This window comes from Aeromonas sp. 5HA1 (genome assembly GCF_029237245.1).
Taxonomy (GTDB): Bacteria; Pseudomonadota; Gammaproteobacteria; order Enterobacterales; family Aeromonadaceae; genus Aeromonas; species Aeromonas salmonicida.
In genome coordinates this window covers 95,852-108,229 of the sequence record NZ_JAACFW010000007.1, presented here as the reverse complement: position 1 = coordinate 108,229, position 12,378 = coordinate 95,852, and the positions used below count along the sequence as shown (strand labels likewise).

Here is a 12,378-nt window from a genome sequence, read left to right as displayed (position 1 = left end):
TATGAAAATTGTTATCGCACCGGATTCATTCAAGGAGAGCCTGAGCGCCATGGCTGTGGCCGATGCCATCGAGGCGGGTTTCAAGCAGGTGTTGCCAGAGGCCACCTACATCAAGCTGCCCATGGCCGATGGCGGCGAGGGCACAGTACAATCCCTGGTGGATGCCACCGGGGGTCGCATACTGCCGTTTTATGTGACAGCGCCGCTCGGCAACCAGGTGCAGGGCTTCGTCGGCCTGCTGAGGGATGGCGAGCGCGCCGTCATCGAGATGGCGGCGGCCTCCGGCCTGCATCTTGTCCCCCCCGAGCTGCGCAATCCGCTGCACACCTCCAGCTTCGGTACCGGTGAGCTGATCCTGGCGGCCCTCGACATGGGGGTGAAGCACCTGATCCTCGGCATAGGCGGCAGTGCCACCAACGATGGCGGTGCCGGCATGATACAGGCGCTCGGCGGCAAGCTGCTCAAATGCGATGGCACCCCCATAGCGCCGGGCGGCGCCGGGCTGGCGGATCTGGCCACCATAGATCTGAGCGATCTGGATTCCCGTCTGAGCAGAATCACCATAGAGGTGGCCTGTGACGTGGACAATCCGCTGTGCGGCCCGAAAGGCGCCTCCGCCGTGTTTGGCCCGCAAAAAGGGGCCAACGCCGACATGGTGGCCCAACTCGATGCCAACCTCTCCCGCTACGCCGACTGCATCGAGCAGGTCCTTGGCAAACAGGTGAGAGAAATCCCGGGGGCGGGCGCCGCCGGTGGCATGGGGGCGGCCCTGGTGGGCCTGCTCGGCGCCGAGCTCAAGCCCGGCATCGAGATCGTCATAGCGGCGTTGAAACTGGCCGAGGCTGTGGCCGATGCGGATCTCGTCATCACGGGGGAGGGGCGTATCGACAGCCAGACAATTTACGGCAAAACGCCAATCGGTGTCGCACGCTGTGCCAAGCAGTTTGGCAAGCCGGTGATAGGTATTTCAGGGTGTCTCACCGACGACTACGGTGTGGTGCATGAGCACGGGCTGGATGCGGTGTTCGCCGTGGTCAACCGCGCCATGTCCCTGCCGGAGGCATTGGCGACAGCCACCACCAACCTGCAGCTCACGGCCCGCAACGTGGCCGCGCTCTATATGCTGCGACGCTGATCCTCTTTTGGCCGGTGCCTGGCACCGGCTTTACCCTGCCCCGTGTCGCGGTGATGACCTGTCTTTGTGGCAGATCTGACCGCAATACCTTGGCGATCTCCCGATCGGCTTTTTTCATTATCTTGCTGTATCTCCATCGCTTTTCTACGGTTTCTATATTTTGGCCGACCACTTTGCGGCATAGTGATCCCCCATAGTACAAGGAGCCACCCATGATCTTGCTGACCCTGGGGGTACTGCTGTTTACCCTTATCCATCTCTATCCCTGCTTCGCTGCGGCCCATAGAACCCGCCTGCGCGACCGGTTGGGGGAGAACCGTTACAAGGGACTCTTCTCGCTGCTGGTGTTCGTCGCTTTCGGCTTGATTCTGGCTGGCTGGCGTTCGTCCAGCCCCATGCCGCTCTATTTTCCGCCCGCCTGGGGCCCGGCTCTGGTGATGGGCGTGATGCCAGTCGCGCTCATTCTTTTCTTCTCGGGCCAGGGGCCCAACCACTTCCGGCGCTGGCTGGTTCATCCCCAGCTGCTTGGTACCCTGCTCTGGGCTGGCGCCCATCTTGCGGTCAACAGCGAGGCCCGCTCCCTGGTGTTGTTCGGCGGTATCGGTCTGTGGGCCCTGGTCAGCATCATCTGGATTTCGGTGCGGGACTGGCAGCGTCATCCCCGTCCCGCAGCAAACTGGGTTGGTACTGGTATCAGCGTGGGAGCTGGACTTGCGGTCACGGCTATCTTGATCTTCTGGGGTCATGGCTGGCTGACCGGCATACCCTTGCGCTAAATGATGGGGATGAACCGACTGCGCCACCTGTGCGTATGACGCTCATCTGTTTAAAAGGAGTTGCCCGATGAAATGGTTCACTTTGTTATTGCTGCTTGGTGTCGGGACGGCCTCTGCCGCCTGCCCTGATTATTTCAATGTGGAGCAACGGGAGCTCAACAGCACCCAGCGCCACAACCTCTGCCAGTTGACCGAAGGCAAGGTGGTGCTGGTGGTAAACACTGCGTCTTATTGCGGTTATCGCGGCCAGTTTGGGGATCTGGAGACGCTTTATCAGACCTACAAGGACAAGGGGCTGATAGTGCTGGGTTTTCCGTCCAACGACTTCTGGCAGGAGTCGGGGGATGAGGACAAAACCGCCGCTGTTTGCCGCCGTGACTACGGGGTGACCTTCCCCATGTTCAACCGGCTGGCGGTACGCGGTGACGATGCGAGCCCGCTCTACAAGGGGTTGGCCGCGGCCGCGGGCGAGGCGCCGGGCTGGAACTTTCACAAGTACCTGATAGGTCGCGATGGCAAGCTGATCGCAAGCTATGGTGCGAACCAGAATCCGGCCGACGATCCTCTGCAAAAAGAGGTCAAACGGGCGCTCGGACTTTAGGTCTACCGCGCTGCGGGCCGCTCTGGAATAATGGAGGCCCGCTTTCCTGTCTGGTAACTCTGTGCTGCAACGTCTGCCCCAAATGGTGATCTTCGATGCCCTGGTCCGTGAACAGGGCATCTCGGCGGCCGCACGGCGGCTCGGCGTCTCCAAATCCCACATCAGCAAACAGCTGGCCCAGCTTGAGGCCGAACTCGGTGCCCAGCTGGTGCAGCGCACCACTCGCCGCTTCTCCCTGACCGAACTCGGTCAGGAGTATGCCCGTCACTGCCGCGCTTTGGTGGCGGTGGCGCTGGAGGCGGACTCCATGGTGGCGGAGCGCCGTGGCAAGGTGAGTGGCGTGCTTCATCTTGGGGTGGGCCAGTCGTTTGGCCGGCTGCACGTGATCCCGCGCCTCAAGGCGTTTCAGGATCGCTACCCCGAGCTGGAGCTGGAAGTCTCCCTGTTCGATCACAGAACCAACCTGGTGGATGAGGGGCTGGATCTCTGGATCACCACCTATGAAGACAAGCCCGAAGCGCTGGTGGGGCAGCGGCTGGCGGATATCCACTTCGTGCTGGTGGCCTCGCCGGACTATCTGCTGAGCCACGGCACACCCTTGCACCCGAAAGATCTGGCCCAGCACAACTGCATCACCTACCAGAGCCGGGAGCGGCGCTACCACGAGTGGTCGTTTCGCCAGGGCAAGGAACGCCAGACGGTGCAGGTGGCCGGCAACTACCGGGTGGATCTGGCGGAGGCGGTGCGCGATGCCGCCCTGGCCGGGCTCGGCATCGCCTATGTCGCCAACTACTTGCTGGACAAGGAGTTGCAGTCCGGTCAGCTGATCCCCCTGCTGCCCCAGTGGCGGCCGAACCAGAAGATGGCGGTGCACGCCGTCTACGCCAGGCGCGAACATCTGGATCCCAAGATCCGTCTCTTCATCGATTTCCTCAAGGAGAGCTTCGGCCCCAATCCCTATTGGGAGCAGCGACTTGCCCCCTGGCTTGGCGGCAAATTGTCCGGCACAGAGGAATAATCGTTTCCATATAAGAACACTGGCTTTCGCATGATACCAAAATTGAACCAAATCAGCGGGTTGGCGCAACCGATATCGTGCAAACGTTTTTGCTAACAGGGCTGTAACCAGGCGGGCTTGCAGTAGTGGGGCGGGGAGAGCAGAATCCGCGCCCATCTTTTGCCTCACCTGATGGAGTCCCTATGATTGCCCTGCTCGGCATACTGAGTATCCTGGCCCTGGCCGTACTCTGCTCTGATAATCGTCGTCGTATCCCGTTGAGAACAGTGGGTCTCGCCCTCTGCCTGCAAGTCCTCTTTGCCGGTCTGGTGCTCTGGCTGCCTGCCGGTCAGCACGTGCTGAATGGGGTCAGCGAGAGCGTCAGCAGCGTGATCGGTTACGGTCAGGAGGGGATCGCCTTTCTGTTCGGGGATCTGGCCAAGTTCAAGCTGGGCTTCATCTTTGCGTTCAACGTGCTGCCGGTCATAATCTTCTTCTCTGCGGTGATCGCGATCCTCTATCACATAGGCCTGATGCCGCGGGTCATCGCCCTGCTCGGCGGCGGTCTGCAGAAGCTGCTGGGTACCGGCCGTGCCGAGAGCCTCTCCGCCACCGCCAACATCTTCGTCGGCATGGTGGAAGCGCCGCTGGTGGTCAAGCCCTACCTCTCCAAGATGTCCGACTCCCAGTTCTTCGCCGTGATGAGCTGCGGTCTCGCCTCCGTGGCTGGCGGCACCCTGGTGGGCTACGCCAGTATCGGGGTTGAGCTCAAGTACCTGATAGCGGCGGCCTTCATGTCGGCGCCTGCCGGTCTGGCCATGGCCAAGATCCTGGTGCCGCCTGCGGCCGAAGACGTTGACCACTGTCAGGACGTGGAGATCCCCCGTGCGACCAATGTGATCGAAGCGGCGGCCGATGGCGCCATGGCAGGCCTCAACATAGCGGTCGCGGTCGGCGCGACTCTGCTGGCTTTTGTCGGGGTGATCGCCATGCTCAACGGCCTGCTAGGCTGGGCCGGTGATCTGGTGGGACTGGAGCTGAGCTTCCAGATCATACTGGGATGGCTGTTCGCCCCCGTCTCCTGGCTGATCGGTGTGCCCTGGGATCAGGCCCAGGCGGCTGGCGCCCTGATCGGGACCAAGATAGTCATCAACGAATTCGTTGCTTTCATCGCCCTGGTGCAGGATCAGACCCTGAACGAATCGAGCAAGGCCATCGTCACCTTCGCCCTGTGCGGTTTCGCCAACATCTCCTCCATGGCGATCCTCATCGGTGGCCTGGGCGCCATGGTGCCGGAGCGTAAATCCTTCATCGCCCGTTACGGCATGCGCGCCATACTGGCGGGTGTGCTGGCGAACCTGATGAGCGCCTCGCTGGCGGGGCTGTTCCTCGCCCTCTGATTGACCTCGAAGCTGGCACCTTCCGGTCAGAGCCCGCTTCGGCGGGCTTTTTGTGGTTGTTTTTCAGACAAAAAAAGCGCCTCAGAGGAGGCGCGGGGAAAAAGACAGATTGGAAGCGTCACATGGGTGCCACTTGAATGAGGGATGAGCCATGCCATCCAAGTGTGAAGCCATGATGCCTGACCCTGTCTGAAGCCCTTCTGAGGCGATTCTTCATACTATGTTCATGTTTATAAACGCAAAACAGCGCCACTCGAACAAGCCGGATCTCTGCTGTGCCAATGGCTGAAGTGAGTGTTTTACAGGGATGTCGCCACTATCAAGGAGTCAACTCGAACGAACTGGCGTTCTGTTGTTCCAGCGCCAGCAACCAGCGCTTGATGGGGATGCCGCCGGCATAACCGGTCAGCTCGCCGCTGCGCCCTATCACCCTGTGACAGGGCACTATGATGCTGAGAGGATTGCGGCCATTGGCCGCACCCACGGCTCGCACCGCCTTGTGGTTGCCGATGGACTGGGCTATTTCGAGATAGCTGACGGTCTTGCCGTAGGGAATGTCGCACAGAGCGCGCCACACGGACTGCTGGAAGGGAGTTCCCTTGGCGGCGAGCGGCAGATCGAAGCGTTGCAGACGGCCGGCGAAATAGGCGGCAAACTGCTCGACGTAAGGGGCCAGAGCCAGATCATCCTGACGCCACTGCTGGGTTGGCATTATGGGGCGCTCGCCCTGCATGAACTCCACGTGGCGCAGGCCATCCCGATCGATGGCGATGAGCAGGGGGCCGTGGGCGCTGTCGCAAAAACTGTATCTCATCTTCTCTCATCCTTGGCGTGGGCAAGTCGTAAGGCTGGCAGCATCACTCCAGCACGGGTTTGCCGCGGGCCGACTTGATGTCGCCCTTGCGCTTCTTGGCGTCGATCCGCTTGCGCTGGGAGCTGCGGGTCGGCTTGGTGGCATGACGGGCCTTGGGGCGCCAGGCGGCTTTCTTGAGCAGCTCCACCAGACGGCTCATGGCCTCTTTTCGGTTCATGTCCTGGCTGCGATGGGTCTCGACCCGGATCTGAATAAAACCATCGTGTACCCGGCTGTCGCTCAGCTTGTCGAGCCCCTCTTTGTAGAGCGGGGGCAGACTGGGAGAGCTGCGGTAATCAAAGCGCAACCAGACGGCGGAGTCAGTCTTGTTGACGTGCTGGCCGCCGGCCCCCTGGGCCCGCATAGCCTGAAACTGCAGCTCATGCCAGGGGAGGGTGACGCTGTTGGAGATGACTAGCATACTGCTGTGCTCTTGTTTGGTGCATAGGGAGAGGCTGGTTCAGCTTGGTGCCTCATTATGGGGCGAGATGTGCTCCCTTGGTGATGCCGGGGGGGATTCATCCAGGGCATAAAGGCTATCTTTTTGAAATTAAACAATAAAAAGACTTGGCACAAGAATTGATACCCAATTCATCACATACCATGGATTGGGAGCAACCAGATGAAGCTGATTACTGCGATTATCAAACCCTTCAAGTTGGACGATGTGCGTGAAGCCGTCGCCAGCCTGGGAGTCGAAGGACTGACAGTGTCCGAGGTCAAGGGGTTTGGCCGCCAGAAAGGGCACACCGAATTATACCGGGGAGCCGAGTACCAGGTCGACTTCTTACCCAAAGTGAAGCTGGAAATTGCGACGGCCGATGACAACGTCGAAGGGGTCATAGAGGCGATCTGCAAGGCGGCCTACACCGGCAAGATCGGCGATGGCAAGATTTTTGTCTACGATTTGTTGCAGGCGGTGCGTATTCGTACCGGTGAGAGCGATGACGAGGCGCTCTGATCGCTCGGGTGTCCTGGCGGCTTGAGCATGGGTAACCCTGTTTCGGATTGCCAGACCGGGCGGGTTGCCGACAGGTAGTCGCTGATTGACTCCATGGTGGGGCTGGATAGGATTCTATCCGGCCCTTTTGTTTGAACGGTGTTTAAATATGTGATCCCGCACTCGATGTTTTCTTGATCCGGTTGGCGAGGCCAATGCAAAATACAAACAGCAATGGTTATCACTCGATATAGCAACTCAAGGAATGGATGATGAAAATGAAGATGCTGGCACTGGCTTTTTCTACCCTGGCTGCTCAGGCTGCGTTTGCGGCAGGAGAGGTGAATGTCTACTCCAACCGTCAGGATGAACTGATCAAGCCCATCATCCAGCAGTTCGAGAAGGAATCGGGTATCAAGGTCAACGTGGTGTTCGCCAAAGAGGGGCTGAACGAGCGTCTGGAGCGGGAAGGCAAGCTTTCCCCGGCCGATCTCATGCTGACCGTGGACATCAGCCGTCTGACCGATCTGGTGGACAAGGGGCTGGTGCAGCCGGTGGACAGCAAGATACTGCAGGAGAATATCCCTTCCATCTATCGTGACCCGGAGAATCGCTGGTTTGCCCTGACCACCCGAGTGCGTGCCATCTATTCGAGCAAGGAACGCCTCGGCAAACTCGACACCATCAGCTACGAAGATCTGGTAAAGCCTGAATTCAAAGGGAAAATTTGTACCCGTAGCGGCAAGCATGAGTACAATGTGGCGCTGGTCTCCTCCATGATCGCCCATCACGGCATGGCGGATGCAAAAACCTGGCTGGAAGGGGTCAAGGCCAACCTGGCGCGCAAGCCGCAAGGCAACGACAGGGATCAGGTCAAGGCGATCAAGGATGGCATCTGCGATCTGTCCCTCGGCAACAGCTACTACCTGGGTGCCATGTTGAAAGATCCGGCTCAGAAGTCCTGGGCTGATGCTGTCTACATCAACTTCCCGAACCAGGCTGACCGTGGCGCCCACGTCAACGTGAGCGGCGTGGCCATGACCAAGCATGCCAAGAACAAGGAAGCCGCCCAGAAGCTGATGGAGTTCCTGGCTGGCGATACTGCCCAGCACATGTATGCGGACGTGAATGCCGAGTACCCGGTCAAGGTCGGGGTCGAGCCTTCCGCCATGGTCAAGTCCTGGGGCAGTTTCAAGTCTGATCCCATGCCGGTCAGCGAGTACGCCAAGCACCGCAAGGATGCCTTGCAGTTGCTGGATGAAGTAAAATTCGACTTGTAATCAGATGGGGCCAAGGGCCCCATCCACTTCTGTGGTCTCATGAAAAATTGTGGATGGATTGTCAGCAGCTGGGCCACCGCCCTGCTGCTGGGTTTGCCGGTACTCGCCCTGATCTTCTCAGCCTTCTCGGCAGACGGAGACCTGTTTCGTCACCTCGCCGATACTGTGCTGTTCGACTACCTTGCCAATACGCTGGGACTGGTAGTGGGTGTGGTGCTGCTCAGCCTGTTGTTCGGCGTACCTACCGCCTGGCTGGTAGCCATGTGTCAGGTACCGGGGCGCCGAGCCCTGCAGTGGGCGCTGATGCTGCCCATGGCCATGCCCTCCTACATCGTTGCCTACGTCTACACCGACCTGCTTGACTACTCGGGGCCGCTGCAGGCGGGGCTGCGCACCCTGTTTGAGTGGAGCAGACCGGCGGATTACTGGTTCCCGGCCATTCGATCCCTGGGCGGCGCCGCCTGGGTACTGGCGCTGGTGCTCTTTCCCTACGTCTATCTGCTGGCCCGCGCCTCGTTCTTGGAGCAGTCGGTCAGCCTGATCCACTCCAGCCGCTTGCTGGGATGCACCCCCTGGCAGAGCTTTCGCCGCCTCAGTTTGCCACTGGCACGCCCCGCCATCATGGTGGCGGTTTCCCTGGTGGCGATGGAGACCCTGGCCGACTTTGCCACTGTCCACTTCTTCGCCATCAACACCCTGACCACTGCGGTTTATGATACCTGGCTCGGCTATGGCAGCCTGGCCACCGCTGCCAAGCTCTCCTGCATGATGCTGCTGGCCGTGGTGCTGCTCATCGCGCTGGAGCGCCGCTCCCGCCAGCGTCAGCAGGTGTTTCAGAAATCCATGGGTCATGAGCAGCCGCTGCGTTATCCACTCAAGGGAGTCAGCCGTTGGCTGGCCGGACTCTGGTGCTGGGGACTGGTGCTGGCGGGTTTCGGCCTGCCATTTGTCATCCTGCTCGATTACGGCGTGCGCTATTTCGAACTCTCCTGGACGCCGGAGTTTGTCCGCTTCGCCGGCAACAGTCTGCTCATCTCGGCGCTGACAGCCCTGCTGGCCATGGGTATCGCCCTGCTGCTCGGTTTCTTCCGCCGCCTCGATGGCGGGGTCAAGAGCCTGCTGCCTCTGCGCATCGCCGCCATGGGATACGCCATGCCGGGTACCGTGCTTGCCATCGGCGTGCTGGTGCCGCTGACAGCCCTCGATTTTGGTATCAATGATCTGGCCGAGTGGCTTGGGGGGCAGGGGCCTGGCTTGCTGCTGACCGGTACCCTCACTGCCATCGTATTTGGCTATCTGGTACGCTTCGTGGCCATTGCCATCGGTTCTGTGGAGAGCAGCATGGGCAAGATCTCCCCCAGCCTCGACATGGCGGCCCGTTCCCTGGGACAGGGAGATGGCGGTATGCTGCGGCGGGTTCATCTGCCGCTGGTGCGACGGGGTCTGTTTGCCGGTGCCATGCTGGTATTCATCGAATCCATGAAGGAGCTGCCCGCCGCCCTGCTGCTGCGGCCGTTCAATTTCGATACCCTGGCGACCCACGTCTATCAATTTGTCTCGGACGAGATGCTGGAACGCGGCGCCCTGGGGGCCATCGTTATCGTGCTGGTAGGACTGTTGCCGCTCATCTGGGTCAACCGCAGCCTGGATAGCCAGGGGCACTGAGTCTGCAAATCACTCCCTGAATTGTTGTCCGGCGCAGGTCGGCCTGAATCAAAAGAATATGAGGAAGTCAGCCGTGTCTTGCTTGCAGGTTGAGAACGTCAGTTGCCGTTATAACGGTCGCAATGTGCTGGAGCAGTTGTCTCTGTCGGTGGCCGACAACGAGATTGTCTGTCTGCTGGGGGCAAGTGGCTGCGGTAAAACCACGCTGCTCAAGGCCATTGCAGGCCTGTTGCCGCTGGCCGAAGGAGAGATCCGCCTCGGTGCTACCCTGCTGGATGGGCCGGGCGCCAGCGTGCCACCCGAGGCGCGCAACATAGGTATGATCTTCCAGGATTACGCCCTCTTCCCCCATCTGACCGTGGCCGACAACGTCGGTTTCGGGCTGACTCGCCTTGACCGCTCCGCCCGTCAGCAGCAGGTGGAGGAGGCGCTGACGCTGGTCAAGCTGCAGGGGCTGGGAGATCGCTATCCCCATCAACTCTCTGGCGGGCAGCAGCAAAGGGTTGCCATCGCTCGCGCTCTGGTGTGCAAGCCGAAGTTGATGCTGCTGGATGAGCCCTTCTCGAACATCGATACCCAGGTGCGGATGAAGCTGATCCTCGAGATCCGCACCCTGCTCAAGCAGCAGGGGATCGGCGCCATCTTCGTCAGCCACAGCAAGGAGGAGGCGTTTGCCTTCGCCGACCGGCTGGCCCTGTTTCGGGCGGGCCATATCGAGCAGGTGGGACAGCCGGAGCAGCTTTATCGCCGCCCGCAGAACCGCTTCGTTGCCGAGTTTTTGGGCGGGGTGAACTATCTGGCCGCCGAGGTGGTGGACAGTCACTGCGTGCAGACGGCGCTCGGGGTTATCTGTGGCAGCGAGCCTCATGGTCGCAACCTAGGCGAGCTGCTGCAACTGATGCTCAGACCCCAGCAACTGTTGCTGGAGGCCGTCGTGGACGGCGAACTGACTGTGCTGGAGCAGCAGTTTCTCGGTCATCACTGTCGGGTGTTGTTCGAGTGTGGCGATCAGCGACTGGAGGCGAGCATAGGTGAGCCACTCGGCGGGGATCGCGCTCGGGTCAAGGTCGCTCCCCATGGGTTGGTGTTGTTTGAACCAGTGCAGTGAACAACTTGATATCGTTATGAAATCAATGAATTGAATTCACTCTGGTTTATAATCTCGCCACGCTAATGCCTATACAGGGGAGAGACAAATGAAAGCCCAAGCCGGGATCTGCGCAGAGCCGAATCTGCACGCCCTCTATCTGATGTTCAATCGCACAGGAGAGGCGACCGCACTGGTTGCCCGTCTGGCCAGCTTGCCTGCCCTGTGGGAAGCGGTTGCCGCCGATTTCCCCGATGCCGGTTTCACCGGCCTGGTCGCCGTCGGCGCCGATGCCTGGGATGACCTCTACCCTGTGGCCCGTCCGCCCCAGTTTCGCGGCTTTATGACGCAATCAGCCAACGGTCAGCAGGCGCCAAATACGCCGTTCGACCTCTTCGTGCAATTGCGTGCCGATCGGGTCGATGTTTTGCATCACGCCGGTCAAAGGGTGATGGCGCTGCTGGCGGGACTGGTGGCGCTGGTGGAAGAGGTACGTGGTTTCCGCAATCTGGATTGCCGGGACCTGACCGGCTTCGTCGACGGCACCGAGAACCCGCAAGATGAACACCGCGCTGAGGTGGCCTTGCTTGAGGGTGGCGAGTTTGCCGGTGGCTCCTATGTCCATGTGCAGCGCTGGGTACATGCCATGAGCGACTGGGAGAAGCTCGCCCTGAAGGAGCAGGAAGATATCATTGGCCGCACCAAGCGCGACAATATCGAATACGAGTCGGCCGACAAGCCGCTGACCTCCCATATCAAGCGGGTCAACCTCAAGACGCCCAAAGGTGAATCCATGGAGATACTGCGTCAGAGCATGCCCTGGGGAACCATGACGGAGCAGGGACTCTATTTCATCTCCTGCTGCCGCACTCCGTTGCACTTCAATGCCATGATGGCCAGCATGTACAAGGGGGAGGGCGGCCATTTCGATCACCTGCTGCGCTTCACCACGGCAGTGACTGGTGCGGCCTTCTTTGCCCCCTCGGAAGATTTTCTGGTGGCACAGGGTCAATAAGTCAGCATTTACCGGTGCGCAGAAAACAAAAATCCCGGCCTTGGCCGGGATTTTGCGTTCTGGCGGTACCGCCAAGAGGCGGTGCCCTGCGCATTGGCTGACATTAAGGGGTCTGTTCGAACAGCTCGAGGGCGGAGAGATAGAGCTCTTCGATATCGGTGTCGCTGGTCGGAGTGATGAAGATGGTGTCATCACCGGCGATGGTGCCAAGGATCCCTTCTGCCTTGCCGAGTGAGTCGAGCAGGCGGGCGATCAGCTGGGCTGCACCCGGGCTGGTGTGGATCACGACCAGAGCGCCGTTGTGGTCGACGTCGAGTACCAGGTTCTTGAGCGGGCTGGAAGTAGTGGGTACACCCAGTTCCACCGGCAGGCAGTAAACCATCTCCATCTTGGCATTGCGGGTGCGAACGGCGCCGAAGCGGCTCAGCATGCGCGATACCTTGGACTGGTTGATGTTTTCGAAGCCCATCTCTTGCAGGGCAGTCACTATCTCTGCCTGGGAGCCAAATCGTTCTTCTTTCAGCAAGGCTTTAAAGGCCTTGGCCAGTTTTTCTTGCTTGTCGTTGTGTTTCATCTTGGACTCACGAATGAGGAGGTGTGGCTGCCTGTCACGCTCAGGCGGCAGATAT

General features: G+C 60.1%; 13 protein-coding genes. 10 read left to right on the top strand and 3 right to left on the bottom strand.

Annotation, left to right across the window (positions count from 1 at the left end; translation table 11 throughout):
- Position 1: 1 nt before the first annotated feature.
- From GWQ27_RS08515 to GWQ27_RS08495, 5 genes are all read left to right on the top strand, one after another.
- Positions 2 to 1,135 (top strand): glycerate kinase, encoded by a 1,134-nt coding sequence (locus tag GWQ27_RS08515; protein WP_275907121.1) that lies wholly within the window; start codon positions 2 to 4, stop codon positions 1,133 to 1,135.
- A gap of 212 nt (positions 1,136 to 1,347) precedes the next feature.
- Positions 1,348 to 1,911 carry an NnrU family protein gene (locus tag GWQ27_RS08510; RefSeq protein WP_059168756.1) on the top strand — a complete coding sequence of 188 codons (564 nt, stop codon included), beginning with the start codon at positions 1,348 to 1,350 and terminating at the stop codon, positions 1,909 to 1,911.
- Positions 1,912 to 1,978: 67 nt separating this feature from the next.
- A complete protein-coding gene (locus GWQ27_RS08505) occupies positions 1,979 to 2,512 on the top strand; it encodes a glutathione peroxidase (RefSeq protein WP_058394924.1) in 534 nt (177 codons plus the stop codon).
- Positions 2,513 to 2,594: 82 nt separating this feature from the next.
- Positions 2,595 to 3,530 carry a LysR family transcriptional regulator gene (locus tag GWQ27_RS08500; RefSeq protein ID WP_059111818.1) on the top strand — a complete coding sequence of 312 codons (936 nt, stop codon included), beginning with the start codon at positions 2,595 to 2,597 and terminating at the stop codon, positions 3,528 to 3,530.
- Between the two features lie 182 nt (positions 3,531 to 3,712).
- Positions 3,713 to 4,909 (top strand): NupC/NupG family nucleoside CNT transporter, encoded by a 1,197-nt coding sequence (locus GWQ27_RS08495; protein WP_059111745.1) that lies wholly within the window; start codon positions 3,713 to 3,715, stop codon positions 4,907 to 4,909.
- A gap of 319 nt (positions 4,910 to 5,228) precedes the next feature.
- Here the strand turns inward: GWQ27_RS08495 and GWQ27_RS08490 are convergent, their stop codons facing one another.
- Both GWQ27_RS08490 and arfB read right to left on the bottom strand, forming a co-directional pair.
- The gene (locus GWQ27_RS08490; RefSeq protein ID WP_059168758.1) at positions 5,229 to 5,723 is read right to left on the bottom strand and encodes a methylated-DNA--[protein]-cysteine S-methyltransferase; all 495 of its coding nucleotides are present in this window, start codon (positions 5,721 to 5,723) and stop codon (positions 5,229 to 5,231) included.
- A gap of 43 nt (positions 5,724 to 5,766) precedes the next feature.
- Positions 5,767 to 6,183 (bottom strand): alternative ribosome rescue aminoacyl-tRNA hydrolase ArfB, encoded by a 417-nt coding sequence (gene arfB, locus GWQ27_RS08485; protein ID WP_005313563.1) that lies wholly within the window; start codon positions 6,181 to 6,183, stop codon positions 5,767 to 5,769.
- A gap of 201 nt (positions 6,184 to 6,384) precedes the next feature.
- Here arfB and glnK point away from each other — a divergent pair, with 201 nt between their 5' ends.
- From glnK to GWQ27_RS08460, 5 genes are all read left to right on the top strand, one after another.
- Entirely contained in the window at positions 6,385 to 6,723 is a 339-nt protein-coding gene (gene glnK, locus GWQ27_RS08480; RefSeq protein WP_005313561.1) for a P-II family nitrogen regulator, read from the top strand.
- Between the two features lie 251 nt (positions 6,724 to 6,974).
- Positions 6,975 to 7,982 (top strand): Fe(3+) ABC transporter substrate-binding protein, encoded by a 1,008-nt coding sequence (locus GWQ27_RS08475; protein ID WP_275907120.1) that lies wholly within the window; start codon positions 6,975 to 6,977, stop codon positions 7,980 to 7,982.
- 39 nt (positions 7,983 to 8,021) lie between these two features.
- The gene (locus tag GWQ27_RS08470) at positions 8,022 to 9,647 is read left to right on the top strand and encodes an iron ABC transporter permease (RefSeq protein ID WP_059111744.1); all 1,626 of its coding nucleotides are present in this window, start codon (positions 8,022 to 8,024) and stop codon (positions 9,645 to 9,647) included.
- Between the two features lie 73 nt (positions 9,648 to 9,720).
- Positions 9,721 to 10,755, top strand: coding sequence for an ABC transporter ATP-binding protein (locus GWQ27_RS08465; RefSeq protein WP_099991595.1), 1,035 nt, complete (start codon positions 9,721 to 9,723; stop codon positions 10,753 to 10,755).
- 88 nt (positions 10,756 to 10,843) lie between these two features.
- Positions 10,844 to 11,749, top strand: a complete 906-nt coding sequence (locus GWQ27_RS08460; RefSeq protein WP_099991596.1) for a Dyp-type peroxidase — start codon at positions 10,844 to 10,846, stop codon at positions 11,747 to 11,749.
- Between the two features lie 103 nt (positions 11,750 to 11,852).
- Here GWQ27_RS08460 and argR read toward each other — a convergent pair whose 3' ends face one another.
- On the bottom strand, positions 11,853 to 12,323 hold the full coding sequence (gene argR, locus GWQ27_RS08455; protein WP_005308670.1) for a transcriptional regulator ArgR: 471 nt from the start codon (positions 12,321 to 12,323) through the stop codon (positions 11,853 to 11,855).
- Positions 12,324 to 12,378: the final 55 nt, after the last annotated feature.

What these genes read in the sequence shown, in the direction of transcription:
- GWQ27_RS08515 (WP_275907121.1), top strand. Translation starts at nt 2, where the DNA reads ATGAAAATTGTTATCGCACCGGATTCATTCAAGGAGAGCCTGAGCGCC.
- GWQ27_RS08510 (WP_059168756.1), top strand. Translation starts at nt 1,348, where the DNA reads ATGATCTTGCTGACCCTGGGGGTACTGCTGTTTACCCTTATCCATCTC.
- GWQ27_RS08460 (WP_099991596.1), top strand. Translation starts at nt 10,844, where the DNA reads ATGAAAGCCCAAGCCGGGATCTGCGCAGAGCCGAATCTGCACGCCCTC.
- GWQ27_RS08495 (WP_059111745.1), top strand. Translation starts at nt 3,713, where the DNA reads ATGATTGCCCTGCTCGGCATACTGAGTATCCTGGCCCTGGCCGTACTC.
- GWQ27_RS08490 (WP_059168758.1), bottom strand. Translation starts at nt 5,723, where the DNA reads ATGAGATACAGTTTTTGCGACAGCGCCCACGGCCCCCTGCTCATCGCC.
- argR (WP_005308670.1), bottom strand. Translation starts at nt 12,323, where the DNA reads ATGAAACACAACGACAAGCAAGAAAAACTGGCCAAGGCCTTTAAAGCC.
- GWQ27_RS08505 (WP_058394924.1), top strand. Translation starts at nt 1,979, where the DNA reads ATGAAATGGTTCACTTTGTTATTGCTGCTTGGTGTCGGGACGGCCTCT.
- arfB (WP_005313563.1), bottom strand. Translation starts at nt 6,183, where the DNA reads ATGCTAGTCATCTCCAACAGCGTCACCCTCCCCTGGCATGAGCTGCAG.
- glnK (WP_005313561.1), top strand. Translation starts at nt 6,385, where the DNA reads ATGAAGCTGATTACTGCGATTATCAAACCCTTCAAGTTGGACGATGTG.
- GWQ27_RS08470 (WP_059111744.1), top strand. Translation starts at nt 8,022, where the DNA reads ATGAAAAATTGTGGATGGATTGTCAGCAGCTGGGCCACCGCCCTGCTG.
- GWQ27_RS08475 (WP_275907120.1), top strand. Translation starts at nt 6,975, where the DNA reads ATGAAAATGAAGATGCTGGCACTGGCTTTTTCTACCCTGGCTGCTCAG.
- GWQ27_RS08500 (WP_059111818.1), top strand. Translation starts at nt 2,595, where the DNA reads ATGGTGATCTTCGATGCCCTGGTCCGTGAACAGGGCATCTCGGCGGCC.